Here is a 24,226-nt window from a genome sequence, read left to right on the forward strand (position 1 = left end):
GGGCGTCCGCCCGCGGACCGAGGCCGGGGGCACCTCCCGTCGCCCCCCGCACCGGTCCGGGGACGGAGGTGGTCATCGTGCTGATGCCCGCGGACCGTCGCGGCTCCTAGCGTCCGGGAGGCGAGGCACCACCGGCCCGGCCGGTGGACGCCACCCCCCGCTCCGCACCGGAAGGACCCGCCGTGCCCGCACCCCCGGACCACCGCCCGCCCGCCCCGGCCGACACCGCGCACCGCGCCGCGACCGGCCCCGGGCCGGTCGAGCCGGGCGCGCCGCGCCGGGCCGGCACCCTCGCCCGCACCCTGCTGCCCGCCTCGATCACCGTCACCGTGCTGGCCTCCTCCAGCGCCCCGACCCCGCTGTACGCCACCTACGAGCGCGAGTGGGGTTTCGGCGCGCTCACGACGACCGTGGTCTTCGGCGTCTACGCCCTCGCCGTCCTGCTGGCCCTGCTGGTGCTGGGCCGGTTGTCCGACCACCTGGGCCGGCGGCCGGTGCTGCTGGTGGCGCTGGCCGTGCAGGTCGTGGCGGTGCTCGTGCTGGCCACGGCCCCGGAGGTCGCCGAGCTCCTGCTCGCCCGCGTGCTGCAGGGGCTCTCGACCGGCGCGGCGGTGGGCGCGGCGGGCGCGATGGCGCTGGACGTCGACCCGCGGCGCGGGGCGCTCGCGAACTCCGTGGCCCCACCGGTCGGCACGGCGACGGGGGCGGTGCTGTCGGCCGCCGTCGTGCAGTTCCTGCCGTGGCCGACCCACCTGGTGTACCTGCTGCTGCTGGCCCTGTACGTGCTGCAGGGGGTGGCGGTGGCGCTGGCCCCCGAGACCGTCCGGCGCGACGGGACCGCCTGGGCCCGGGCGCTGTCCTCGCTGGTGCCGCGCATCGGGCTGCCGCGCCGGTTGCGGGCCCCGTTCGCCGTCGCGGCGCCGGTGGTGTTCGCGGTGTGGGCGCTGGCTGGGTTGTACGGCTCGCTGGCCCCCTCGCTCGTGCGGACCGTCCTGGGCTGGGACTCGCCGTTCGCGGGGGCCTCGACGTTGTCCCTGCAGACCGCCGTCGCCGCGGTCACCGTGGCCGCGACGTACTCGACCGCCGCCCGGACCGGCGTCGTCGTCGCGGTCGTGGCGCTGGCGGCCGGGATGGCGCTGACCCTGCTGGCGCTGTCCGGCACGTCGGCGGCGGTCTTCTTCCTCGGCACGGCCGTCGCCGGGGTGGGTTTCGGCGCGGGTTTCCAGGGCGGGATCCGCCTGGTCGTGCCCCGGGCCGAACCGTCCGAGCGGGCCGGGGTGCTGTCCTCGGTGTACGTCGCGGCCTACCTCGGTCTGGGGCTGCCGGCGGTGCTCGCCGGGTTCCTGGTCGTCCACGGCCCGGGGTTGCTGACGACCGCGCGGGGGTACGCCGTGGCGGTCGTGGTGCTGGCCGCGGTGGCCGCCCTGGCGATGCTGCGCCGCCCGGCCCGCGGCTGAAACCTCCCCGCCGCCCGGGGGCGGGACTCTCCCCGACCCGGAACCCCCGACCCGGAACCCTCGACCCGGAACCCTCGACCCGAAACTCCCCGACCCGACGAACTGGAGATCCTCGTGACCACGACCGACGACCGGACCGGCACCGCACCCGCGGCCGCCTCCGGCACCTTCCTCATCGGCGGCGACCTGCCGGTGCACCGCCTCGGGTACGGCACGATGCAGCTGCCCGGCCCCGGGGTCTGGGGACCCTCCCGCGACCGCGACGGGGCCCTGCGGGTCCTGCGCCGCGCGGCGGACCTGGGGGTCGACCTCTTCGACACCGCCGACGCCTACGGCCCGGGGGTCGCGGAGGAACTCGTCCACGACGCACTGCACCCCTACGACGGGATCGTCGTGGCGACCAAGGTCGGTTTCACCCGCCCGGGTCCGGGACGCTGGGCCACCGACGGGCGCCCGTCGCACCTGCGGGCCGCGACCGAGGCCAGTCTGCGGCGGCTGGGGGTGGAACGCGTCGACCTGCTCCAGCTGCACCGGATCGACCCGGCGGTGCCGCTGGCCGACCAGGTCGGGACGCTGGCGGACCTGCAGCGGGAGGGGAAGGTCCGCCACCTCGGGTTGAGCGAGGTCAGCGTCGCGGAACTGGACGCCGCCTCCACGATCGCCCCGATCGCGACGGTGCAGAACCTGTACAACCTGGCCGACCGCTCCTCGCAGGACCTGCTGCGGGTCTGCGAGCAGCGCGGGACCGGGTTCATCCCGTGGTTCCCGCTGGCCACCGGGCAGCTCAGCGACCCGCGCGGCCCCCTGGCCCGCCTCGCGGGTTCCCTGGGCCTGGCCCCGTCGCAGGTGGCGCTGGCGTGGCTGCTGGGCAGTTCCCCCATCCTGCTGCCGATCCCGGGGACCTCCTCGGTCGCGCACCTGGAGGAGAACGTCGCCGCGGCCGGCACCGTGCTCGACCCGGCGGTCCTCGCCCGGCTCGACCGGCTCGCCTGAACCGCGCGCCCGGACCGCGCGCCCGGACGACGACAGTCATCGTGCCGATGGTGCCCGCCGTCGCGCGCCGCGACGATGGGACACCGGAAACCCCACCGCGAACCCCACCGCGAACCCCCGAACTGCGAGGACCGACCCCGTGAGATTCTCCCCCGACGACACCGCCGTGGTCGTCACCGACCCGCAGAACGACGTCCTGCGCCCGGCGAACCCCGCGTGGGCACTGCTGAGCGGTGCGTTGCACGACAACGACACGGTGGCGAACCTGCAGACCCTCCTCGAAGGGGCCGCCGGGTCCGGGTACGGCGTCTTCGTCTCCCCGCACTACAACTTCGACGCCGACCTGCGGTGGCGCTTCGGGGGCCCGATCGAGACGATGATGCACGAGGAGAAGATGTTCTCACGGTCCTCGGCGTTGTCCCTCGACGGTTTCCGCGGGTCGGGGGCGGACTGGCTGGAGAACCTGGCCCCCGTGATCGAAGACGGGAAGACCGTGGTCACGAGCCCGCACAAGATCTTCGGCCCGGCCTCGAACGACCTCGTCCTGCAACTGCGCAAGCGCGGGACCACCCGCGTGGTGCTGGCCGGGATGCTCGCCAACCTCTGCGTCGAGTCGCACCTGCGGGAACTCCTGGAGGCCGGGTTCCAGGTCGCGGTGGCCGCCGACGCGGTCGCCGCGCCGCGCCACCCGGACTTCGGCGACGGGAACACGGCGGCGCAGATCAACTACCGCTTCCTGACCGACACCGTCCTGCCCACCGAACAGGTGGTCGCCGCCCTGCGCGCAGGCGCCGGCGCCTGACGTCCCCACCCCACCCCCTGGGAGTTCACGTGACCGCACCCACCGACGTCCCCACCCGCCGGGAGTTCCGCTCCGACGACGCCCCCACCGAGTTCGCCGAGCACGGCGGGTACCGCTACGCCTACCGGCGGTTCGGCCCACGAGGCGGAACCCCCCTCGTCCTGTGCCTGCGCTTCCGCGGCACGATGGACCACTGGGACCCCGCCTTCCTGGAGGTCCTCAGCGACGAGCGCGACGTGGTCGTGTTCGACAACCGCGGGCTGAACCTCACCTCGGGCCCGCCCGCGCAGTCCATCGAGGAGATGGGCCGTGGCCTGCTCGACCTGCTCGACGCGCTGGGGTTGCCCGAGGTCGACGTCCTGGGCTGGTCCCTGGGCGGGATGGTCGCCCAGGCCGCGGTGCTGGCCGAACCGGGGCGGTTCCGCCACCTCGTCGTCGCCGGCAGCACGTCGCAGGGGGTCCCGGGTCAGCCCGCGCCCGAGCCGAAGGTCTGGCAGGTCGCCGGGCGCGGGGCGAACGACGACGAGGACTTCCTCTACCTGTTCTTCCCCGAGACCCCCGCGGGCCGGGCGGCCGGGCTGGCCTCGCTGCGCCGGCTGGACCACCGGCTCCTCGCGTCGGGGGCGGTCGCCTCCCCCGAGGCGGTGCAGGGCCAGCTCACCGCGATCCGCACGTTCACGGAGGGTTTCTGGGAACGCCTGCCGGAGCTGACGCTGCCGGTGCTGGTCGCCAACGGGTCCCACGACGTGATGATCAACAGCTACGCCACCTACGCGATGTCCACGCGGCTGCCGGACGCCCGCGCGCTGCTGTACAGCGACGCCGGGCACGGCTTCCTGTTCCAGCACGCCGAGGAGTTCGGGGCCGAGGTGCTGCGCTTCCTGCGCGGCTGAGACCTCGCGCACGCACCCCTGGAACCCACGACGCCGCCGGCGCGGGCCGGCCCGAGGAGGAACCCACCGTGACCACCACCCCTGATCTGCGCGAGACCGCCCCGGCGGACGGCACCGGCCCCACCGGCGCTGCCGCGGCACCCACCCGGACCGTGCGGGTCGGCGAGGACACCTTCGCCTACCGCCGCTTCGGCGAACCGTCGGCCACGCTGCCGCCGTTGCTGCTGCTGCAGCACTTCCGGGGCAACCTGGACTTCTGGGACCCGATCCTGCTGGACGTCCTGGCCGCCGACCGCGAGGTCGTCACCGTCGACCAGCGCGGGGTCGGGGCGTCCACCGGCACCACCCGCGACGACGTCGCCGCCACCGCCACCGACACCGCGGCCTTCGCCGCCGCGCTGGGCCTGCGGCACGTCGACGTCCTGGGTTTCTCCCTCGGCGGTCACGTCGCGCAGGACCTGGCGCTGCGCCACCCGCGGCTGGTGCGCCGGCTGGTCCTGGGCGGTACCGCCCCGCAGGGCGCGCCGAACCTGCACCCGTGGAGCGAGGACGTGTTCGCCCTGGCCACCGCCGACGTCACCACGGGCGAGGACTTCGTCGCGCTGTTCTTCTCCGGGTCCACCGAGAGCACCCGCCTGGGCTGGGAGCACCTGGCCCGGACCGCCGCCCGGCGACAGGACCGCGACGTCCCGACCGACCTGGCCACCCGGGACGCGCAGTACACCGCCCTCATGGCGTGGGGGGTCCCCGAGTCCGCCAAGCTGGAACGACTGTCCGCGATCCGCCAGCCGACCCTCGTCGCGAACGGCGACGACGACACCATGATGGACACCCGGAACAGCCACTTGCTGGCCGAGCGGATCCCGGGTGCCCAACTGCGGATCTACCCCGACGCCGGTCACGGCTTCCTCGACCAGTACCCGCGGCTGTTCGGCGAGCACGTGCGCGCCTTCCTCGGCCGCTGACGACCCGTGACCACCCCACCCACCCCCCAAGGAGAACCCGTGAGTCACCTGCTGGACACGACACTGAAGGCCTACGGCGGTCTGGAACGCTGGCGGGAGGTGACCTCGATCTCCGCCCACCGCGTCTTCGACGGGGGCCTGTGGGACCTCAAGCAGGTTCCCGGCGTCGTCGACGAGGGCGAGATCACCGTCCGCGTGCAGGAGGAGCACGTCGAGATGCGGCCCTTCACCGCCCCGGACCGCCACCTCACGTTCACGCCCGGGCGGGTGAGCGTCGAGTCCGACGCGGGTGAGGTCGTCGAGAGCCTCGACGACCCCGTCGCCTCCTTCGCCGGGCACGGCGTGGAGACGCCGTGGACGCACCTGCAGCTGGGGTACTTCTGCGGGCACGCCATGTGGACGTACCTCACCGAGCCGTACGTGTTCACGTACCCCGGGGTCGAGGTGGAGGAGATCGGTCCCTGGAGCGAGCAGGGCCGGACCTGGCAGCGGCTGCGGGTCCGGTTCCCGGCGGGGATCGCCACGATGAGCCGTGAGCAGGTGGTCTACGTCGACGACGACGGCCTGGTGCAGCGCCGCGACTACCAGGTGGACGTCATGGGCGGTTCCCCCGCGGCGCACTACCTGTCGGGCCACCGGGAGGTGAACGGCATCGTGGTCGCGACGTCGCGGCGCATCTACGTGCGCGGCGAGGACGGCCACCCGCTACCCGAACCGCTGCTGGTGTCGATCGAACTGTCGGACGTCAGCGTCGCCTGACGGCGCGGCGGTGGGCAGACTGGCCCGGTGACCGCCCTGGCCGACCGCGTCGAGGAGTTCCAGTCCGCCCCCGTCGCGGCGGCGTTCTTCGTCCTGGCCCACCGCAACGACCTCACCCCCGACGACCTCGCGGACCCGGCCGTCGCCTGCGCGGCCGCGAGCACCGCGCTGCGGGAGCTGAACCCGTGGTCGGGAACGGCGGCGTGGGTCCGGGACGCGGCGGTCGAGGCCGCGCGTCCCCTGCGCTCCCTCGTGCGGGAGGTGCTGTCGGACGAGCGGAACACCTGGTGGCGGGCCCCGGTCCGGGGCGGTTCCCAGCTCCTGCTGACCGGGCGGGAGGACCGCGGGCCCGAGCCCGCCGACGTGCCGGTGCCGACCGGCCCGGTCGACCCGTGGGAGACGTACGCGCAGAAACCCCTGCGGCCGGTCATCACCTCCACCGAGGTGTCCGGCGGGCCGGTGCGCTCCAGCGCCCATGCTGAACTGGCGTGCGGCCTCAGCGACTGGGACGCGCAGTACCCGGTGCGGGTCCGCCGGCTGCACGTGGACGAGGGGGCGCGCGTGGCGGAGGTGGGGTCGGCGCGGGACTGGCACGACCTCGTGGTGCGCTACGGCGACCCGGCGACGCACCCCGGGTCGAGCACGAACCTGGCATCGGCGTCCGGCCTGGACAACGGCCTGGCTCCGACGTGGAGCGCGGTCGCCGCCGACCTCGACGGGGTCCACCTGAGCTTCGCCGGGTTGCTCAGCGCCCTGTACGTCCCCGTCCACAGCGCCGCCGTCGGGACGACGACGCTGTGGGGGTGGGACTGGGAGTGCACGCACTGGATCCGCCCGGTCCTCACCGTGGTCGAGGAACTGCCCGAACTCGACGACGCCCCCCGCGCCGCCGAGTTCTGGTTGTCGTTCGACTGAACGTCAGCCCTGGCGGGCCTTCCACCGGGGGTTGCGCTTGTTGACGACGAACACCTTGCCGTGCCGCCGGACGACGATGGAGCCGTCCTTGTCCTTCAGCGACCGCAGCGACTTCACGACCTTCACCCCGAACCTCCTACCAGCTCGACTTCGTGACGCCGGGCAGTTCCCCGGCGTGGGCCATCTCCCGCAGCGTGACCCGCGAGACCCCGAACTTGCGCAGGAACCCCCGCGGCCGTCCGTCGGTGGCGTCGCGGTTGCGCAGCCGGGTGGGGCTCGCGTCGCGCGGCAGCCGCTGGAGCGCGAGCTGCGCCGCGGCCCGCTCGGCCGCGCCCAGCGCGGGGTCCACCGCCGCCGCCTTCAGGTCCCTGCGGCGGGCGGCGAAGCGTTCGACGACGGCCCGGCGCTGCTCGTTCCGGGCGATCTTCGACGTCTTCGCCATCAGCGTTCCTCGCGGAACTCGACGTGCTGGCGCACGACGGGGTCGAACTTGCGGACGACCATGCGGTCGGGGTCGTTGCGGCGGTTCTTGCGGGTGACGTAGGTGTACCCGGTCCCCGCGGTCGACCTCAGCTTGATCACCGGACGGACGTCGGCGGACTTCGCCATCAGATGCGCTCCCCTCGCGCTCGGATCTGCGCCACCACGGACTCGATGCCCTGGCGGTCGATGGTCTTGATGCCCCGCGCCGACACGGTCAGCGTGACCGTGCGCCCCAGCGAGGGCACGTAGTACTTCCTGGCCTGGAGGTTGGGGTCCCAGCGCCGGCTGGTCCGGCGGTGCGAGTGCGAGACGGACTTCCCGAACCCGGGTCGTGCCCCCGTCACCTGGCATCGAGCCGACACGTCATCTCCTCTGGTCGCCGTACGGTCTGTGCAACACTATCGCGACTGACAATCATTCCCGACACGAGGAGCCCGTCGTGCGTCCCGACCTCCACCCCGCCTACGGCGACGTCGTCTTCCGCGACCGCTCCGCCGGCACCGCGTTCCTGGCGGGGTCCACGCTCGTGAGCCGCCCCGACCTGCCGACGACCACGTGGACCGACGGGGCACGTACCCCGTCGTGGACGTCGACGTGTCCGCCGCCAGCCACCCGTTCTGGACCGGCACCGCCCGCGTGCTCGACACCGAGGGCCGCATCGAGAAGTTCCGCCGCCGCTACACCAGGGGCTGACTGCCCGCCGCGCGGCTACAGAGCCGCCACGAACCGGCGCTGGCCCGGCGTCTCGACGGCGCGCCGGTCGTAGCGGGCGCGCACCCACGCCACCGCCTCCGGCGCCGGGACCCCGTCGAGCACCGCCAGCACGGCCAGCGCCGTCCCCGTCCGGCCCCGGCCCCCCGCGCACGCCAGTTCCACCCGCTGCGTCGCCGACCGCTCCAGCACCTCGGCCAGCACCGCGCGCAGCTCCGCCGGGTCGGCCGGCAGCCGGAAGTCCGGCCACCGGACCCACCGCGAGGGCCAGTCGACCTCCGACGGGCGCCGCCCCAGCAGGTGCACCGCGAACTCCGGCAGGTCCCCCGCCGGCAGCGGCCGGCGCAGCCCACGCCCCCGCACGCGCCGCCCCGACGGCAGCTCCACGACCCCGGCCGCGCCCGCCTCCCACGTCACGGGAACTACCCTCGCACCGTGACCGGAGGATCGTGGCGCCCCCAGCGCGCCGCCGCCCTGACCCTGGTCACCGTCGTCCTCGCCGTCGGCGCCCACGCCGCCGCCGGGGGGATGCTCCCCTCCCCCTGGGTCCTGCTCGCGCTGACCGTCCCCACGGCCTGCGCGGCCACCGCGCTCACCCGCCGGCGCCGGACGGCCCCCACCACGCTGCTGGCCCTGGGCGCCGGGCAGCTCGGTCTCCACGAGGCGCTCGCGCTCGGCGGCGGTGCCTGCACCGCCACCGCGACCGGTCACCACACCGTCGCGATGGCCTGCGGCGCGACGGCCCACCACGACCCCGGCACGGGGATGCTGCTCGCGCACGTCCTCGCGACGCTGCTGACCGGGCTGCTGCTGGCCCGCGGCGAACAGCTCCTCGGGGCCGTCCTGGCCCGGCTCGCGTTCGCGTTCCCCCGGCTGCGGGCCACGACCCCGGTCGTGCGCCCCCGGTTGCCCCGTGCCGCGGAACGCCGGGTCCGACCCCGCCTCGTCGACGCCCGCGTCCCCGCCCGCCGCGGGCCACCGGCGCTCGCGCGCGCGACCGCCTGACGGGACCCGACCCGCCGAGGGAGTCGCACGCGCCCACCCGCGCCACGACCACCCTCGACGGAAGAACCCCGTGGACCACTCCCCGAAGCTCCTCGTCCTCGCCGTGCCCGGCGCCCTCCTCGCCGTCGTCGGCGGCCTCGCCCTGACGGGCTCGCTGGCCGCGACCGACCTGCTCGACCCCGGACCGTTCGTCCGGTACGCCCTGCCCCTGGCCCGCACCCTCCACGACCTCGCGGCCGCCCTCACCGTCGGGCTCCTCGTCCTGACGGCCGTCGCCCTGCCCGGCGGCCGGGCCGTCGAGGGCGAGGCCCGGACCGTGCGCACCGCCGCCCTGCGGTACGCCGCGGTCGCCGCCACGACCTGGCTCGCCGCCGCCGCCGCGACCCTCGTCCTCACCTACGCCGACGTCGCCGGGACACCGCTGGGCAGCCCCGGGTTCACGTCCCAGTTCTGGTTCTTCCTCACCGACCTCGACCTCGGCCGGTCCCTGCTCGCCTCCGCGCTCGGCGTGCTGGTCGTCGCCGTCGGGTGCTGGCTCGTGCGCAGCCTGACGACGGTCGGGATCCTCGCCGCGCTGTCGCTGGCCGCGCTGCTCCCGCTGGGCCTGGCCGGTCACGCGGCCGGCACGAACGACCACTCCCTCGCCGTCGACGGTCTCGTCCTGCACCTGCTCGGCGTGTGCGTGTGGGCCGGCGGGCTGGCCGCGCTGGTCCTCCTGCACCGCCGGCTCGGGCGGCACCTGGGCGACGTGGCGACCCGCTACTCCTGGCTCGCCGGGGCGTGCTTCGCGGTCGTCGCGCTCTCCGGCGTCGTCAACGCCTGGCTGCGCGTCGGGTCCTGGGACGGGCTGCTGACCCGGTACGGGGCGCTGGTCGTCGTCAAGTCCGCGGCGCTCGTCGTCCTCGGGGTCGCGGGCTGGCGCCAGCGCACGCACGTCCTGCCCCGCCTGGCCGAGCGGCCCGGGGCCTTCGTGCGGCTGGCCGTCACCGAGGTGGTCGTCATGGGTGTCACGTTCGGCGCCTCGGTGGCCCTGTCCCGCAGCGCGCCGCCCGTCCCGCAGACCGCGTCGGGCCCCGGCGCCCAGCTGGAGGCGCTGCTCGGTTTCCCGCCGCCGCCGGCGTTCTCCCCCGCGAAGCTGCTCACCGAGTGGCACCTCGCGTCGTTCTGGTTCCTCGTCGCCGCCACCCTCGCGGGGTCCTACGTCGCCGGGGTCCGGCGCCTGCGCCGCCGCGGGGACCGCTGGCCCGTGCTGTCGACCGTCTCCTGGCTGGCCGGCTGCGCGCTGCTGGTCTACCTGACCAGCGGCGCCCCCGCGCTCTACGGCAAGCTCACGTTCTCCGGCCACATGGTGCAGCACATGAGCCTGACGATGGTCGTCCCGCCGCTGCTCGTCCTCGGCGCACCGATGACGCTCGCGCTGCGCGCGGCGACCGCCCGGCACGACGGTTCCCGCGGTCTGCGGGAGTGGGTGCTCGCGCTGACGGCCTCGCCGTGGCTGCGGTTCTTCGGCAACCCCGTCGTCGCGGCCGTCGTGTTCGCGGGCAGCCTCTACGCTTTTTACTACACCGGGTTGTTCCAGCAGGCGCTGCTCACGCACACCGGTCACACGCTGATGACGGCGCACTTCCTGCTGTCGGGGTACGTGTTCTGCTGGGTGCTCGTGGGCCGCGATCCCGGCCCGCACCGGCCGCCGTACCCGCTGCGGTTGCTGCTGCTGCTCGTCACCCTGTCGTTCCACGCGTTCTTCGGCGTGGCGCTCATGTCGAGCTCGCAGGTCCTCGCCCCCGCCTGGTGGCACGCCCTCGGGCGCACCGACGACGCCGCCCTGCTCGCCGACCAGCACGTCGGCGGCGGGGTCGCCTGGGGCACCGGCGACATCCCCACCGCCGTCCTCGCGATCGGGCTGGCCCTGGCCTGGGCCCGTTCGGACGAGCGCGAGGCGCGGCGGAAGGACCGCAAGGGCGACCGCGACGGCGACGCCGAGCTCGCCGCCTACAACGAGCGGCTCGCCGCCCTGGCCCGCCGCGAGGAGTGAGACCTCACGCCGGTTCCTTCGCGACCGCGGAGTCCGGGACGTCCCCGCACGTCGCGCCGCGGGCGGCCCGCACCGCGGGGTCGTCGGCCGCCAGGCCCGTCCCGACGGTGGTCTTCGCGCCGTTCTCCGCGACCGCGTGCTCGGCGCTCACGGTGACCTCCGTGCGCGTCACGGTGAACCGGTCCGCGGCGTCGGCAGTGGCGTTCTCGCCGTACAGGCGCCCGTCGGTGCAGGTCAGGCCGGTGCCGTAGTCGGTGAACCCGAGGCTGAAGGAGTACGGCTGCCCCGTCACGCCCTTCACCTCGACCAGGCCCGGGTTCTCGACGCGGTACACGTACAGCTGCACCGAGCGGCCCGTGTTCAGGAACACCGTCGGGGCGCCGGAAGCCAGGACCGCGGCCGAGGCCGTCGCGGACTGCGGTGCGGCGGAGCTGAACTCGACCACCGACCCGCCGTGCGACGTCGTCGCGACGCCGAGTTCGCGCTTGCCGCCGACGTCGGCGAGCCACAGGGTGTCGGGTTTCCCGTCGCCGTCGAGGTCGACCGTCGTCGCGGTGCCGGCGCCCGCGGGGATCTGCGCCGCGGGGGACGTGGGGGCCTTCGGGGTGCTGCTCGCGGAGGTCGTGGCGGAGGTGGTGGCCGACGTGGTGGCCGCCGCGCTGGTCGTGGCGGCGGCGCTGCTCGTGCTCGTGCCCGGGGTCGTGCCCGGCGCACCGGCCGCCGTCCCGGAGTCCGAGCAGGCCGCGGTCAGGGTGAGAGCGGCCAGGGCGAGCAGTGGGGTGGTGCGCATGTCGTTCCTCCCGGTGGTGCGTCCGACACTCGGAGGACGCACGGCTGCCCCGGAACGTTACGCCTCGACCTCGGCGGGGAGGCGCGGTGTCGGACCTCCCCCGCACCTCGGGGTTCACACGGGTGGTCTCCACGGCTGGAGCTCGTGCGACAGCCACACCAGTTCCGGGTCGAGACCGCGCACCAGCCGCTGACCCTCGCTGCGCGGATCGTCCAGCTCCCCGGAGAAGACGGCCGTGTCACCGCAGACGACCTGCGGGCGCCCACCGGTCTCGACGACGACGACCTGCGAGCCGGGGGTGTGCCCCGGGGCGGGCAGCAGTCGCAGGCCCGGCAGCACCTCCAGCTCCCCGTCGACCGGGACGTACTCCACGCCGGGCGCCTGGACCCACTCGCGGACGGTGGGGACGGCCCCGGAGCGGACGTCGTCGAGTTCGCGGCGCTGGACGTGGACGGGCCGGCCGGTGAAGAGGTGGTTCCCGCCGCAGTGGTCGAAGTGCAGGTGGGTGTTGACGACGAGGTCGATGGAGTCCACGCCGACCTCGTCCTGCCAGCCGGGCACCAACCGGGGGTCGAGGTCGGCCGCCGCCGGGTGCAGCCGCGTCAGGCCGGTGTCGACCAGCACGCGCGCGTCGGGGTGCTCGACGACGTGGACGACGACGGGCATCCGTTCGCCGTCGGCGAGGAGCTCGGCCACGAGGACCGGTCGGATGAGGGCGGGTGCGGCCATCGTCTCTCCCTGGTGTCGGTGTCCTGCTGGTGCGGGTCGTGGCGGGAGGACTGCGCGGAGGGACGGAAGTCATCGCTGCGGCGTGGCGCTCCTCGAAACGTCCGCCGGGCCCGGCACGCCGGAGGGGTGCTTCGAGGCTGCCACTGGAGTTTTCCCGGCTGCCGTCCACGGGCTGCGTCTCGATGCAGGGGACCCGCCTGTCGTCAGCGGTGGGGCGGGCACCGTGGGCCACGGCGCTCCCCCGCACTCGTCGCGACGCTGCCGGCCGACCCGTTGGTCGCGGTGCGCGAGAGTTCGTCGTTGTTCTCCCCTTCACGCTCCGTGACGATTAGGCTGTCCGCAGCACCTGCGAAACCTGTGGCACCGATCGAAGGAGTCGAGATGCACGAGGAGTGCGTCCAGCGGTTGTCCGCGATGCAGGAGCAGATCGATCGCCTGCTGGAGGCGATCGCCACCTCCGCCGCGGCGCCGGCACCCGCGGCACCGACGACGGACCAGGGAACCGTGACGGCTCCAGCCGGCGGTTCCGGTGGAGAGGCCTTTTCGTCACGCCGCAGGTTCCTGGGAGCGGGAGCGGCGGCGCTGGGTGGGTTGGCCGTGGGGCAGTTGCAGGCACCCACCTCGGCCCAGGCGGCGACCGGGGCGTCGATGGTGCTGGGGCGGACCAACACCGCGGGCGCGACGACGACGCTGAACGGCCCGTCCGGGGCGCCGGCACTCACCCTGATCGGCGGGGCGGACGACCGTGGCTACAACCAGCAGGCCCTGGAGGCGCAGGGCAACGTCCGCATCCGGCAATCCCCGTCCGGAACCGCTTTGCTGGTCGACGGTGGAGAGGGCTGGGAGTACAGCAGCGGCGTCGCCGAATCCGGGTCAGGAGCCCAACCCGACACGACAATGATCGTCCGCGGAGCGACCTACTACTCCAGCTCTGAGACCCACTGGAGCTCGTCGGAGGGCGAGATCGGAGCCATGGGGTTGGAGGTCACCGCCAAGGCCAACACGGCGATCAGTGCCTACGCCTCCAACGGCACCTCCACCTCGGAGAGCGATGAGAACCCGACGCCGACGACGGCGGTGGTCCCCGGCACGGCGTTGCAGGTGGGCGCCGACGAGGGCGGCACGGGGATCCTGGTCCAGAGCGGCGGCATCACCGTCGCCAAGGGCACAGTGGTGCTGGCGGAAGGGCTGGAAGCCCGCAACGGTGGAGTGGTCGTCGCCGGCGGGAGCGCTCAGGACAACGTGACGAGCACCGCGACGGGGACGGGGCGAGCGGTGTACGGCCTGGCCACCGGGGTGAGCAGCACCGCGGGCGCGGTGACCGGTGAGCACCGCGGGAAGGGTGCCGGCGTGTGGGGCCACCAGGCGGCGCCTGCTGCGTCCGCGGCGGAGGCGGCAGTGGTGGGGTACTCGGTCAACGGGCGAGGTGCCCGTTTCCGCGGGGCGCTGGCGCAGGTGCAGTTGACTCCCGCCACCGCTGCCGCGCCGCCGGCGACAGGGGTCGCGGGTGACTTCTTCGTGGACAAGACCAGCCGGGTGTGGTTCTGCCGCAGCACCAGCACGACGAAGGCGGACTGGCAGCAGGTCCAGGTCGGCCCCGTCGTGCGCACCGTGAAGGCGAGTTCCGCCTACACCGCCGTCGTGGGGGACGTCGTGCTCGCCGACGCCAGCGGCGCCGCGTTGACGATCACGTTGCCGGCGCCCGCGCCGTCCGCCCAGGTGAGTGTGAAGAAGACGGACGCCAGTACCCGGGTCGTCACCGTGAAGGCCGCCGGGACTGCGTTGATCGACGGGGCGTCCAGCCGAGATCTGACCGTCAGGTGGCAGGGTGTGAGCCTGGTGTCCGACGGGAAGGACTGGTTCGTCCTCTGAGCCCGGCTCGACGGCACCCTGACCGACGTGTCGTGAACGTCCCGGCGTCAGTCTCGAGCGTCCCGCAGCAGACGTTCGACGGCGCGCCGGAGTTCGGGCAGGTCCCGGGTGACGGTGGTGGCCACGATGGAGTGGGTGGAGGGGGCACCTCCCACGCGAAGCGTGGGGGAGCGAAGTAGCGGTGGGCGAGGTGGTCGCGCATGCGGGCGATCTCCGACCACGGCAGGTCCGGCTCACCGGCCAGCACTTCCTCCGGAACCGCTTTGACCGCCTCGCCGATCTCAATCAGCCGTACGCGGACCGCGTCGAAGACGAGACCGTCGGACAGGTCGCCGCGACGGGTGTGGGCCTCGATGGCGTCCAAGGCCGCCAGCACGTCGAGAAGGCGCTGGTGGGCGTGTCGGCTCACAGGGGCACCAGGTCCGGTTCGACGTTCGTCCGCACCTCGGGTTTGAGCCCGTCCTCGGGAACCAGGTCGACAGGAGCGTCGAGGAGGTCCTCGAGGTCGCGGCGCAGGCGCCCCAGGGCGAACAGTCCTGTCCCGGCCGGGAGGTCCACGAGCAGGTCGACGTCGGAGCCGGGGTGTTCGGTGCCGCGGGCGGTACTGCCGAAGACGCGGACGTGCTGCACGCCGTGAGCGGCGGCGATGGCCTTGACCTCGCGCCGGTGCCGGCGCAGGCGCCGGCCGAGGGGCCCGGACAGCGGGGCGGTGACGGGTGGGGAGTCGGTGGCGACGAGCGAGGCGTCGAGCAGGTGCCCGCTGGCGCGCAGCAGGTGCAGAAGGGTGGGCAGGGAGGGCTGGCGCTGCCCGGACTCGTAGGCGCTGACGACGCTCTGGGTGACCCCGGCGCGCCGGCCCAGCTGGGCCTGCGTCAGTCCTGCCCGGCGACGCGCGTCCTTCAGCAGCGCCGCGGCGGACTCGATGACGGGCACGCCCTCAACATAGCGGATCGTCGATGAAGGACCTCACGGGAAGACGTCGAGATCACCGGTCGGTGAACCCGGTGAGACCCGCAGGCCACCCCTAGACGCCCCTGCGCACCCCGTCCCACACCCCGTCGAGGGCGTCGTGCTCGAACCCGCGCAGCACGCTGCCGCACCCGTCGAGCTGCAGCGCGTCGGGGTGGGCGAGCCGGGTCCCGGCGACGAGGACGGTGTCGAGGACGCGGTGGCCTCCCAGGACGGCCGGGGAGGAGCGCACAGCGGCCTCGCGCAGGTCCAGGTCCTCGACGAGCAGCGGGTCCCCCGCCACGTCGACCCGCGTCCGCGAGCGCAGGGCCCCGCCGGTCTCGCCGCTGCGGCCCCACACGACCGTCTCGCGCAGCGCGAGGACGCCCCCGGGGGCCAGGTCGACCGTCAGGTCGCGCTCGACGCGTGCGCCGTCGGCGACGACGAACGGCTGGGCGTCCCACACGAACCGTCCCCGCACCCCGGCGCGGGTGGACCACGACGCGGTCCCGCCGCGGCCGTCGTGGGCGACGGTCGCGGCGATCTCGACGAGTTCCAGCGCGCACCCCGCCGCGACGTCGACCTCGAGCTCGACGTCGTCACCGGCGAGCAGCAGCGCGCGGGCGCCGACGAGCCCGATCCGCACCTCGAACTGGGTGCGGTGCAGCACCTTCGGAGCGAAGGCGTCGGCGCGCAGGTCCAGGGAACCGTCGGGGTGCAGGGCGATCCGGGTGCTCACGCGTGAGTGTGGACCGTTCCGTCGGCGTGGGAGTGCGGGGCCATCGGGCCGGGGTCGACCGGGGAGTGCTCGCCGCTGCGGAACTGCGCGACCAGGGCGTGCAGCCAGGTGGTGAGTTCCTCGATCGACGCGCGGTCGGTGCGGGACAGGGCGATGACGGGTCGGCCGTCGCGGGCGGCGAGGGCGTCGGCGCGCATCCGTTCCACGTCGACCCCGACGTACGGGCCGAGGTCGGTCTTGTTGACGACGAGCAGGTCGGCGCGGGCGATGCCGGGCCCGCCCTTGCGGGCGACGTCCCCGCCCCCGGCGACGTCGAGGACGAAGATCTGCGCGTCCACGAGGGCGGGCGAGAACGTCGCGGTGAGGTTGTCCCCGCCGGACTCGACGAGGACCACGTCGAGGGGGTCGAAGTCGTGCTCGAGGTCCTCCACGGCCAGCAGGTTGGCGGTGACGTCGTCGCGGATGGCGGTGTGCGGGCAGGCCCCCGTCTCGACGGCGCGGATGCGCTCGGGGTCCAGGACCCCCGCCGAGCGCAGGAACCGGGCGTCCTCGTCGGTGTAGATGTCGTTCGTGATGACGCCCAGCCGGTAGACGTCGCGCAGTTCGCGGCACAGCAGGGCGATGAGGGAACTCTTGCCGGTGCCGACGGGCCCGGCGACGCCGAGCCGGAACGAGCGGGACGCGGTGTGCCGGTGGGCGGGGGTCTCAGGCATGGAACAACCTCTGCTTCGTTCGGGCGTGCAGGACGGAGAACTGCTCGACGAGCGGGGCCGAGCCGGCGGGGATCCGGTCGGGGTCGGTGAGGTGGGCGCAGCGCTCGACGAGCTCCTCGACGAACGGGTGGGCGGCCACCGTCCACCCGGCCGCCTCCAGCGGGTCCAGCGGGTCCAGCTTCAGGGCGGCGGCCGCGACGGTGGCGACGTCCTCGTGGCCGCACAACCGGACGAGGCGGGCCGCGTCGAGACCGGCGACGGCGGCCAGCGCCCCCAGGACGACGGGGCGCGGCGGGGTGCGCTCGAGGGTGGCCCACACGGGGTGCGGCCACAACCTCCCGGCGAGCCGGGAGTACCCGCGCCCCAGGGTCCGGGACACCTCCCGCAGCGCGGCGCTGGGGGTGCGCGCCGCCCACGCGGCGACGACGGGAGGCAGGGGGTCGCCGTGCAGCACCCGGTGGCGGGTGACGACGGCCGTGCCGGCCTCGACGGCGACGACGGTCGCGAGGCGCCCGCGCAGGAACTCCGGGACGTCGTGCGCCCGCAGCCCGCCGTGCACCACGGCGGGTTCGAGCCCGGCCGACTGCGTGTGGCCGCCGACGGGCAGCCGCGCGTCGGCGAGCAGCGCCAGCAGGAGGTCGGGGGAGGTCATCAGAACAGCTGGTACCGCTGCGCGAGCGGCAGTTCGGTGGCGGGGGCGGGTTCGACGGGCTCACCGTCGATGCGGATGGCGAACGTCTCGGGGTCGACCTCGATGCGCGGCAGGGCGTCGTTGCGCACCATCTGGGCCTTGCCGACCGCGCGGGTGTCGCGGACCGGTTCCAGCCGGCGCCGCAGCCCGAGCCGGTCGGCCAGGCCGTCGGCCAGGGCCGCGGGGGCGACGAAGGAGACCGACAGGTCCGCCCCGTTCGGGTGCATCAGCGCGGGGCGCAGCAGGACCGGTTGCGGTGTGGGGATGGACGCGTTCGGGTCCCCCAGCGCCCCGAGGACGAGCGCGCCGCCCTTGATCACGACGGCGGGCCGGACGCCGAAGAACGCCGGGTCCCACAGGACGAGGTCGGCCATCTTGCCCACCTCGACGGAACCGACGAGGTGGTCGATGCCGTGCGCGACGGCGGGGTTGATCGTGTACTTGGCCACGTACCGGCGGGCGCGCTCGTTGTCGGCCCTGAACCCGGCGTGGGCGTCCAGGCCGCCGCGGCGCGCCTTCATGACGTGCGCGACCTGCCAGGTGCGCGTGATGACCTCGCCGATGCGGCCCATGGCCTGCGCGTCCGAGCTCGTGATGGACAACGCCCCGAGGTCGTGCAGGACGTCCTCGGCCGCGATGGTCGTGGCCCGGATGCGCGACTCGGCGAACGCCAGGTCCTCGGGGACCGCGGGGTTGAGGTGGTGGCAGACCAGGAGCATGTCGAGGTGCTCGGGCACGGTGTTCACCGTGTGCGGCAGCGTCGGGTTCGTCGAGCCGGGGATGACGTGCGGCAGTCCGGCGACGGTGATGATGTCCGGCGCGTGACCGCCGCCGGCGCCCTCGGTGTGGAAGGCGTGGATCGAGCGCCCGGCGATGGCGGCGATCGTGGAGTCGACGTACCCGGCCTCGTTGAGGGAGTCGGAGTGCAGGGCGACCTGCAGGCCGAACTCGTCGGCGGCGCGCAGCGCGGCGTCGATCGCGGCGGGGGTCGAGCCCCAGTCCTCGTGGACCTTGTACCCGGCGGCCCCGCCGAGGGCCTGCTCGGCCAGGCCCTGCGCGCTGACGGTGTTGCCCTTGCCCAGCAGCAGGACGTTCAGCGGCACGGCGTCCAGCGCCCGGTGCGCCTGGGCGAGGTGCCAGGCGCCGGGGGTGACGGTCGTCGCCTTGGTGCCCTCGCTGGGCCCGGTGCCGCCGCCGGCGACGGTGGTGATGCCCGCCGCGAGCGCCTCGTGCAGCTGGGAGGGGGAGATGAGGTGGACGTGGGTGTCGATGCCCCCGGCGGTGAGGATGCGCCCCTCGCCGGAGATGACGTCGGTGGAGGGGCCGATGCGCAGGCCGGGGTGGACGCCGTCGGCGACGTCGGGGTTCCCGGCGCGCCCGATGGCGCTGATGGTGCCGTCGCGCAGCCCGACGTCCGCGCGGTAGATCCCGCTGTGGTCGAGCACGACGACGTTGGTGACGACGGTGTCGGGGGCACCGGCGGCGCGGGTGGTGGTGCCCTGGGCCATGGACTCGCGCACGGACTTGCCGCCGCCGAACACGGCCTCCTCGCCCCCGGCGGTCAGGTCGGCCTCGACCTCGATCCACAGGTCGGTGTCGCCGAGGCGGACCTGGTCGCCGACGGTCGGGCCGTAGAGCGCCGCGTACGCGGCGCGGTCGATCTCAACCACGGTTCTCCTCGCGGATCTGCAGGCCGGGCACGCGGCGCTCGCCGCGCAGCGCCACGGCCCGCACGGTGCGGGCCACCCCGGGTTCGAAGCGGACCGACGTCCCGGACGGCACGTCGAGCCGGAACCCGGCGGCCGCGGCCCGGTCGAAGCGCAGGGCGGCGTTGGCGTCGGGCAGGTGCAGGTGCGACCCGATCTGCACGGGCCGGTCCCCGGTGTTCTCCACGCGCAGTTCGAGCCGTTCGTGGGGGGCGCGGTCGGCGTTCAGCTCGATCGTGCCGGGCAGGGTCCGGACGGCGCCGGGTCCTTCGACCGGGGCGCCGCCCTGCACGGGGTGGTGCAGGGTCACGAGCTTGCGCCCGTCGGGGAACGTCGCCTCGACCTGCACGTCGTGCAGCATCTCGGGCACCCCGGCCATGACCTGGTCGGCGCGCAGGACGTGCCGGCCGGACTCCATGAGGTCGGCGACGAGCGCGCCCTCGCGCGCCCGCTCGACCACCCAGGTGGACAGCAGGGCGACGGCTTCGGGGTGGTTGAGCAGGACCCCGCGCTCGAGGCGGTCGCGGGCCACCATGCCCGCGACCGCCAGGAGCAGTTTCTCGGTGTCGGCCGGACTCAGGTTCACGCGCCGACCGTACCGCCCACGCCCGCCGCGGGAGGCAGAACGTGGTCGGCGACCTTGTCGGTGCTCAGGCACAGCGAGCAGACGACGTCATCGTGGGTGAGGCAGGCCGTCACGTCGGGGCGCTCGTAGTCCTGCCGGCAGACGTGGCAGGTCAGGACCGCGCCGGAGGGGTTGCCGAACTCGTCGACCATCGGCAGGTCGATGCCGTCGTCGGTGTTGCGCAGGTAGTAGCGGCCGCGGGTGACCACGGCCAGGACGGGTGGGCAGACGATCGCGAGCACGACGGCGACGACCGGGGAGTACGGCTGCACCGCGTCCCCGAAGCCGCCGAAGAACACGACGATGGACAGCCCGGCGGACAGCAGGACGGAGACGAAGCCGACCGGGTTCACGGGGTGCAGCATGCCGCGCCGGAACTCCGCGACGGGCGGGGAGATCTTGAGCAGGCCCTTGTTCACGACGATGTCGGTGGCGACGGTCACCACCCAGGCCATGGCGCAGTTGGCGTAGAAGCCGAGGATGGTGTTGAGGAAGTCGAACATGTTCGCCTCCATCAACGTCAGCGCGATGACGAGGTTCACGACGACGAACACGATGCGCCCGGGGTAGCGCTTGGTGACGCGGGTGAAGGAGTTCGTCCAGGCCAGCGACCCGGAGTAGGCGTTGGTCACGTTGATCTTGATCTGGCTGATGACGACGAGGACGACCGCGAGGGTCATGGCCAGCCAGCCGGGCACCATCTCCTGGTAGACGCCGAGGAACTGGTGGACGGGTTCGTTCGCCGTCGCGGCGGCCTGCGGGTCCAGCGAGGAGATGAGGTAGACGGCCAGGAACAGGCCGACGGCCTGCTTGACGGCGCCGAACACGACCCACCCGGGACCGGCCAGGACGACGGCCGTCCACCAGCGCCGGGCGTTCTGCGGGGTGCGCGGGGGCATGAACCGCAGGTAGTCGATCTGCTCGGCGATCTGGGCCATGAGGGACAGGCAGACGCCGGCGGCCAGCAGGACGGAGGCGGTGCTGACCGAGGACCCGGAACCGTCGGCGCCGGTGTAGGCGAAGAACTCCCCGACGGAGTCGGGGTGGCTGGCGACGAGGTACACGAACGGGATGACCATGAGGACGAGCCACAGCGGGGTCGTCCAGACCTGCATCTTCGACAGCGCCTTCATGCCGAAGATGACCAGGGGGAACACGATGATCGTGGAGACGGCGTAGCCGATCCAGCGCGGGATGCCGAGCCCCAGTTCGAGGCCCTGCGCCATGATGGAGCCCTCGAGGGCGAAGAAGATGAAGGTGAACGTCGCGAAGATGACGTTCGTGACGACCGAGCCGTAGTAGCCGAAACCGGACCCGCGCGTGATGAGGTCGAGGTCGATGTTGTAGCGGGCGGCGTAGTAGGCCAGCGGGAAACCGCTGACGAAGATGACGACGGCGGCCAGCGCGATGCCGAGCAGCGCGTTCGTGGTGCCGTGCTCGATGCCGATGTTCGCGCCGATGGAGAAGTCGGCGAGGTAGGCGATGCCGCCGAGGGCCGACGTCGCGACGACGGCCGGCGTCCAGCGGCGGTAGCTGCGGGGGGCGAAGCGCAGCGTGTAGTCCTCGAGGGTTTCCGAGGTGGCGGCCGACAGGTGCGGCGACTGGGTGCCCTGCGTGTGCTGGGTCATCACGGACCTCCGGGGACCGGACGGAAGAGCTTCCAGGTGGAAGCGATCTCGAAACTAGGGCGTCCAGGCTCCGGCGGTCAATCTCCCAGGCTCGCGTGAACCGTTGTCCCGCAGCGGTTCTCAGAACTTCATCGGGCAGAAACGTGGCGTAACACACCGGAAACACTCACGGGGTGGTGACCTCGGCGAGGACGTCGAACTCCAGCCCGACCGCCGCGGCGAGGTGCACGCGGTGCCGGGCGCGCCCGGCGCGCAGTTCGACCGTGCCGTGCGGGGAGTCCCACGCCCACGCCGAGCGCGCCCGGTCGAGGTCGACGACGGTGGGCACGGCCCGCGAGCCCACGTCGGCGAGGAAGCGCAGCGCGAGGTACGTGCTCTCGGCCATGGTCCCCGGGGACGGCACGGCCAGCCCCGTCGCGTCCTGCGTCGTGGCGTCGAAGGCCCGCGCGAAACCGGCGGAGAACTCCAGCGCCGACGCCGTCCCCAGCCCCGCGAACCAGCCGGCGGAGGCGAACAGCCCCCGCGTCGCCTCCGGGCCGCTGGCCAGCAGCATCGTCTCGTCCATGAACGGGCTGAACCGCACGAGGCGGCCGTCCAGACCCGCGGCCGCGAACTCGCGGTTGAAGCGGGCCCCGTCGCCGCCGACCAGCAGCATCAGCACCCCGTCCACACCGCCCACCCCGTCGGCGCCGTCCGCCGCGCGCGCCAGGTCCCCGACCAGCGCGGCCCACCGCGCGTCGTCGTCGCAGCCCAGCGGCACCCAGTGCCGGGCGCTCAGCAGCACCCCGGCCCCGGCCAGGGCGCGGGCCACCCGGTCGGCCGTCCGCCGCGGCCAGACGTAGTCGTCGCCGACCACCACCCAGCGGTGCCAGCCGAACTCCCGTCGCAGGAACCGCAGCGCGGCCATGACCTGGTCCCCGGGCAGCTCCCCCGTGCAGACCACCCCGTCGTGCTCCTCACCACCCTCGTAGGCGGTCGCGTAGACGTACGGCGTGCGGCCGGCCAGGACGGGGGCCACGGCCTGCCGGACGCTGGACAGGTGCCAGCCGGCCACCGCGTCGACGCGGCCGCGCTCCACGAGCCCGGCGACCTCGGCGGCCACGGCGGCGGGCTCGGCGCCCGCGTCGACGTCGACGAGTTCGAGCCTCCGCCCGCCCACCCCGCCCGCCGCGTTGACCTCCTGCGCGGCCTGGTGGGCCGCGACCCGGCAGGACAGGCCGAACATGCCGGAGGGGCCCTGACGGGGGACGGCCAGCCCCACGCGGTAGACGTCCTCTGGCATGCTGACAGCGTGACACGCCCCCTCCTGGAGGAACTGCGCTCGGCGGCCCTGCTGCAGAACGCGGTCGCGGACGCGTTGCGCGGCACGAACCTCACCGTCGACCGCTGGCGGTGCCTCGCGCACGTGGCCCACCACCCGGGGGCGTCCATGACCGACCTGGCCGAGCAGCTCGTGATGGCCCCCGCGACGGCCAGCCGCGCGGTGGACGCGCTCGTCGACCAGGCCCTGGTGTTCCGTTCCCTCGACCCGGCCGACCGGCGCCGGGTCGTCCTGCGGGTGTCCCCCGACGGCGCGGCGGCCCTGGCGGCCGTCTCGCCCGCGCTGCCGGCCCCGGCCCTCGGGAACGCCGGACCGCGGTGAGCGAGGAACTCGTCCGGACCGAGCGCCTCGTCCTGACCCGTCCGGTCCCCGCCGACCTCGACGACGTGTTCGCGCTGTACTCCGACCCCGCGGTGTGGGAGCACTTCCCCAGCCGCCGGCACACGCACCGCGACGCGACGGCGCAGCTCCTGGAGCACGTCGACGAGAGCTGGCGGCTCATCGGCCTCGGCAGCTGGGTCGCGCGCGACGCCGACGGGACCCTCGTGGGGACGGGCGGCTGCGACCTGCGGCTGGGGCTGGCCTGGAACCTGGGGTACCGGCTGGCCCGGAGCGCGTGGGGGCGGGGTTTCGCCCAGGAGGTCATCCGGGCCGCGCTCGCGGCGGCCGGACGGGTCCGTCCCGACCTCGCGGTCACGGCGTACCTGCTGGAGCACAACGTCCGCTCGAAGGCCACGGCCGAACGGGCGGGCCTGGACCTCGTCTGGACCGGACCGGACGCGGGGAACCCCGACCGCGACGCCGTGCGGCTGCTCTACGCCGACCGGCCGCTGAGCGCGATCGTCGTGCGCGAGCTCACCGCGACCTGACCTTCGGGCGGGCCCGGACGTGGATCCGCTCGCCCTGCGCCCCGAACACCACGAGGCACTCGACGACGGCCGGGCCGGGGTTGCTGACGCGGTGCGGCAACCGGGTGTCGAACTCGGCCGACTCCCCGGCGGCGACCTCGAAGTCGTCGCTCCCCAGCCGCATCCGCAGCCGTCCGGACATGACGTAGATCCACTCGTACCCCTCGTGGACGTTCTGCTCGTCGGAGTCCTCCCCCGCCCCCGGTTCCAGGACCTGCTTGTAGGCGCGCAACCCGCCGGGCGCCGCGGACAGCGGGACGAACGTCATGCCCTTCCACGCGGTGCGCTTCCTCGGGGCGGGCCGGCGCGCGGGCCGGACGAGCTCGTCGAGCCCGACCTCGAAGTGCTCGGTCAGCGGGAGCAGGAGTTCCAGCGTCGCCTTGCGGCCCCCGGACTCCAGGCGCGACAACGTGCTCACGGAGATCCCCGTGGCGGCGCTGACGTCGGCGAGCGTGCGGCCCGCGTCGGTGCGCATCCGACGCAACCGCGGCCCGACCCCGGCGATGACCCCTGCGACGTCCACCCCCGCATGAGAACC

General features: G+C 74.2%; 29 protein-coding genes and 1 pseudogene. 13 read left to right on the forward strand and 17 right to left on the reverse strand.

Annotated features, from left to right (window positions below; genetic code table 11):
* Positions 1-182: 182 nt before the first annotated feature.
* From CLV37_RS15155 to CLV37_RS15185, 7 genes are all read left to right on the forward strand, one after another.
* The gene (locus CLV37_RS15155) at positions 183-1,457 is read left to right on the forward strand and encodes an MFS transporter (RefSeq protein ID WP_106211809.1); all 1,275 of its coding nucleotides are present in this window, start codon (positions 183-185) and stop codon (positions 1,455-1,457) included.
* Between the two features lie 114 nt (positions 1,458-1,571).
* Positions 1,572-2,450, forward strand: coding sequence for an aldo/keto reductase (locus CLV37_RS15160; protein ID WP_245885423.1), 879 nt, complete (start codon positions 1,572-1,574; stop codon positions 2,448-2,450).
* 139 nt (positions 2,451-2,589) lie between these two features.
* Entirely contained in the window at positions 2,590-3,252 is a 663-nt protein-coding gene (locus tag CLV37_RS15165; protein ID WP_106211811.1) for an isochorismatase family protein, read from the forward strand.
* 29 nt (positions 3,253-3,281) lie between these two features.
* Entirely contained in the window at positions 3,282-4,145 is an 864-nt protein-coding gene (locus tag CLV37_RS15170) for an alpha/beta fold hydrolase (RefSeq protein ID WP_211298671.1), read from the forward strand.
* Between the two features lie 68 nt (positions 4,146-4,213).
* Positions 4,214-5,110 carry an alpha/beta hydrolase gene (locus tag CLV37_RS15175; RefSeq protein WP_211298672.1) on the forward strand — a complete coding sequence of 299 codons (897 nt, stop codon included), beginning with the start codon at positions 4,214-4,216 and terminating at the stop codon, positions 5,108-5,110.
* Between the two features lie 39 nt (positions 5,111-5,149).
* Positions 5,150-5,869: a hypothetical protein gene (locus CLV37_RS15180; RefSeq protein WP_106211813.1), complete on the forward strand. Its 720-nt coding sequence runs from the start codon at positions 5,150-5,152 to the stop codon at positions 5,867-5,869.
* 27 nt (positions 5,870-5,896) lie between these two features.
* Positions 5,897-6,784, forward strand: a complete 888-nt coding sequence (locus CLV37_RS15185) for a hypothetical protein (protein WP_106211815.1) — start codon at positions 5,897-5,899, stop codon at positions 6,782-6,784.
* Positions 6,785-6,787: 3 nt separating this feature from the next.
* On the opposite strand, the gene CLV37_RS15190 is transcribed toward CLV37_RS15185, so the two are convergent.
* From CLV37_RS15190 to rpmB, 4 genes are read right to left on the reverse strand one after another with little or no spacing between them, the layout of a single operon-like run.
* Entirely contained in the window at positions 6,788-6,910 is a 123-nt protein-coding gene (locus CLV37_RS15190; RefSeq protein WP_106211817.1) for a ribosomal protein bL36, read from the reverse strand.
* Between the two features lie 10 nt (positions 6,911-6,920).
* On the reverse strand, positions 6,921-7,226 hold the full coding sequence (gene rpsN, locus CLV37_RS15195) for a 30S ribosomal protein S14 (protein ID WP_106211819.1): 306 nt from the start codon (positions 7,224-7,226) through the stop codon (positions 6,921-6,923).
* Positions 7,226-7,393, reverse strand: coding sequence for a 50S ribosomal protein L33 (gene rpmG, locus CLV37_RS15200; protein WP_106211821.1), 168 nt, complete (start codon positions 7,391-7,393; stop codon positions 7,226-7,228). Before rpmG ends, rpsN begins: the two co-directional genes overlap by 1 nt.
* A complete protein-coding gene (gene rpmB / locus CLV37_RS15205) occupies positions 7,393-7,629 on the reverse strand; it encodes a 50S ribosomal protein L28 (RefSeq protein ID WP_106211823.1) in 237 nt (78 codons plus the stop codon). The genes rpmG and rpmB overlap by 1 nt, the downstream gene beginning before the upstream one ends.
* A 77-nt stretch (positions 7,630-7,706) precedes the next feature.
* On the opposite strand from rpmB, the pseudogene CLV37_RS29015 reads away from it, so the two are divergent.
* Positions 7,707-7,960 (forward strand): annotated as a pseudogene (locus tag CLV37_RS29015) (type B 50S ribosomal protein L31).
* Positions 7,961-7,975: 15 nt separating this feature from the next.
* Here CLV37_RS29015 and CLV37_RS15215 read toward each other — a convergent pair.
* Complete coding sequence (locus CLV37_RS15215; RefSeq protein ID WP_106211825.1) at positions 7,976-8,395, reverse strand: protein-tyrosine phosphatase family protein; 420 nt, start codon at positions 8,393-8,395, stop codon at positions 7,976-7,978.
* Between the two features lie 18 nt (positions 8,396-8,413).
* Between CLV37_RS15215 and CLV37_RS15220 the strand changes: the two genes are divergently transcribed.
* Entirely contained in the window at positions 8,414-8,983 is a 570-nt protein-coding gene (locus tag CLV37_RS15220) for an MFS transporter (RefSeq protein WP_106211827.1), read from the forward strand.
* Between the two features lie 70 nt (positions 8,984-9,053).
* The gene (locus CLV37_RS15225) at positions 9,054-11,018 is read left to right on the forward strand and encodes a bifunctional copper resistance protein CopD/cytochrome c oxidase assembly protein (protein WP_106212010.1); all 1,965 of its coding nucleotides are present in this window, start codon (positions 9,054-9,056) and stop codon (positions 11,016-11,018) included.
* Between the two features lie 4 nt (positions 11,019-11,022).
* On the opposite strand, the gene CLV37_RS15230 is transcribed toward CLV37_RS15225, so the two are convergent.
* Positions 11,023-11,808 (reverse strand): hypothetical protein, encoded by a 786-nt coding sequence (locus CLV37_RS15230; protein ID WP_106211829.1) that lies wholly within the window; start codon positions 11,806-11,808, stop codon positions 11,023-11,025.
* 114 nt (positions 11,809-11,922) lie between these two features.
* Positions 11,923-12,537: an MBL fold metallo-hydrolase gene (locus tag CLV37_RS15235; protein ID WP_106211831.1), complete on the reverse strand. Its 615-nt coding sequence runs from the start codon at positions 12,535-12,537 to the stop codon at positions 11,923-11,925.
* Between the two features lie 414 nt (positions 12,538-12,951).
* On the opposite strand from CLV37_RS15235, the gene CLV37_RS27665 reads away from it, so the two are divergent.
* Entirely contained in the window at positions 12,952-14,409 is a 1,458-nt protein-coding gene (locus tag CLV37_RS27665) for a hypothetical protein (RefSeq protein WP_170127290.1), read from the forward strand.
* On the opposite strand, the gene CLV37_RS29020 is transcribed toward CLV37_RS27665, so the two are convergent.
* From CLV37_RS29020 to CLV37_RS15290, 9 genes are all read right to left on the reverse strand, one after another.
* Complete coding sequence (locus tag CLV37_RS29020) at positions 14,354-14,818, reverse strand: HepT-like ribonuclease domain-containing protein (RefSeq protein WP_211298673.1); 465 nt, start codon at positions 14,816-14,818, stop codon at positions 14,354-14,356. The two genes, CLV37_RS27665 and CLV37_RS29020, sit on opposite strands and share 56 nt — an antisense overlap.
* Positions 14,815-15,342, reverse strand: a complete 528-nt coding sequence (locus CLV37_RS15255; RefSeq protein ID WP_211298674.1) for a nucleotidyltransferase domain-containing protein — start codon at positions 15,340-15,342, stop codon at positions 14,815-14,817. Before CLV37_RS15255 ends, CLV37_RS29020 begins: the two co-directional genes overlap by 4 nt.
* A 91-nt stretch (positions 15,343-15,433) precedes the next feature.
* Complete coding sequence (locus tag CLV37_RS15260; protein WP_106211835.1) at positions 15,434-16,096, reverse strand: urease accessory protein UreD; 663 nt, start codon at positions 16,094-16,096, stop codon at positions 15,434-15,436.
* A complete protein-coding gene (gene ureG, locus CLV37_RS15265) occupies positions 16,093-16,809 on the reverse strand; it encodes an urease accessory protein UreG (protein WP_106211837.1) in 717 nt (238 codons plus the stop codon). Before ureG ends, CLV37_RS15260 begins: the two co-directional genes overlap by 4 nt.
* Entirely contained in the window at positions 16,802-17,461 is a 660-nt protein-coding gene (locus CLV37_RS15270; RefSeq protein WP_106211839.1) for an urease accessory protein UreF, read from the reverse strand. Before CLV37_RS15270 ends, ureG begins: the two co-directional genes overlap by 8 nt.
* Positions 17,461-19,170, reverse strand: coding sequence for an urease subunit alpha (locus CLV37_RS15275; protein WP_106211841.1), 1,710 nt, complete (start codon positions 19,168-19,170; stop codon positions 17,461-17,463). Before CLV37_RS15275 ends, CLV37_RS15270 begins: the two co-directional genes overlap by 1 nt.
* Positions 19,163-19,792 carry an urease subunit gamma gene (locus CLV37_RS15280; protein ID WP_106211843.1) on the reverse strand — a complete coding sequence of 210 codons (630 nt, stop codon included), beginning with the start codon at positions 19,790-19,792 and terminating at the stop codon, positions 19,163-19,165. The genes CLV37_RS15275 and CLV37_RS15280 overlap by 8 nt, the downstream gene beginning before the upstream one ends.
* On the reverse strand, positions 19,789-21,459 hold the full coding sequence (locus CLV37_RS15285; protein ID WP_106211845.1) for a purine-cytosine permease family protein: 1,671 nt from the start codon (positions 21,457-21,459) through the stop codon (positions 19,789-19,791). The genes CLV37_RS15280 and CLV37_RS15285 overlap by 4 nt, the downstream gene beginning before the upstream one ends.
* A gap of 166 nt (positions 21,460-21,625) precedes the next feature.
* Entirely contained in the window at positions 21,626-22,741 is a 1,116-nt protein-coding gene (locus CLV37_RS15290) for an ABC transporter substrate-binding protein (RefSeq protein ID WP_106211847.1), read from the reverse strand.
* A 9-nt stretch (positions 22,742-22,750) separates the two neighbouring features.
* Between CLV37_RS15290 and CLV37_RS27670 the strand changes: the two genes are divergently transcribed.
* Positions 22,751-23,101 carry a MarR family winged helix-turn-helix transcriptional regulator gene (locus CLV37_RS27670; RefSeq protein ID WP_170127291.1) on the forward strand — a complete coding sequence of 117 codons (351 nt, stop codon included), beginning with the start codon at positions 22,751-22,753 and terminating at the stop codon, positions 23,099-23,101.
* Entirely contained in the window at positions 23,098-23,649 is a 552-nt protein-coding gene (locus CLV37_RS15300) for a GNAT family N-acetyltransferase (RefSeq protein WP_106211849.1), read from the forward strand. Before CLV37_RS27670 ends, CLV37_RS15300 begins: the two co-directional genes overlap by 4 nt.
* On the opposite strand, the gene CLV37_RS15305 is transcribed toward CLV37_RS15300, so the two are convergent.
* Positions 23,636-24,211 carry a helix-turn-helix domain-containing protein gene (locus CLV37_RS15305; protein WP_245885424.1) on the reverse strand — a complete coding sequence of 192 codons (576 nt, stop codon included), beginning with the start codon at positions 24,209-24,211 and terminating at the stop codon, positions 23,636-23,638. The two genes, CLV37_RS15300 and CLV37_RS15305, sit on opposite strands and share 14 nt — an antisense overlap.
* Positions 24,212-24,226 lie beyond the last annotated feature (15 nt).

Origin of the sequence: Kineococcus rhizosphaerae (assembly GCF_003002055.1) — a bacterium.
Lineage (GTDB): Bacteria > Actinomycetota > Actinomycetes > Actinomycetales > Kineococcaceae > Kineococcus > Kineococcus rhizosphaerae.

Bases quoted from the DNA above. Each gene is read 5' to 3' on its own strand.
- rpsN (WP_106211819.1), bottom strand. From the start codon at position 7,226: ATGGCGAAGACGTCGAAGATCGCCCGGAACGAGCAGCGCCGGGCCGTC.
- rpmG (WP_106211821.1), bottom strand. From the start codon at position 7,393: ATGGCGAAGTCCGCCGACGTCCGTCCGGTGATCAAGCTGAGGTCGACC.
- CLV37_RS15230 (WP_106211829.1), bottom strand. From the start codon at position 11,808: ATGCGCACCACCCCACTGCTCGCCCTGGCCGCTCTCACCCTGACCGCG.
- CLV37_RS15235 (WP_106211831.1), bottom strand. From the start codon at position 12,537: ATGGCCGCACCCGCCCTCATCCGACCGGTCCTCGTGGCCGAGCTCCTC.
- CLV37_RS27665 (WP_170127290.1), top strand. From the start codon at position 12,952: ATGCAGGAGCAGATCGATCGCCTGCTGGAGGCGATCGCCACCTCCGCC.
- ureG (WP_106211837.1), bottom strand. From the start codon at position 16,809: ATGCCTGAGACCCCCGCCCACCGGCACACCGCGTCCCGCTCGTTCCGG.
- CLV37_RS15270 (WP_106211839.1), bottom strand. From the start codon at position 17,461: ATGACCTCCCCCGACCTCCTGCTGGCGCTGCTCGCCGACGCGCGGCTG.
- CLV37_RS15285 (WP_106211845.1), bottom strand. From the start codon at position 21,459: ATGACCCAGCACACGCAGGGCACCCAGTCGCCGCACCTGTCGGCCGCC.
- CLV37_RS15290 (WP_106211847.1), bottom strand. From the start codon at position 22,741: ATGCCAGAGGACGTCTACCGCGTGGGGCTGGCCGTCCCCCGTCAGGGC.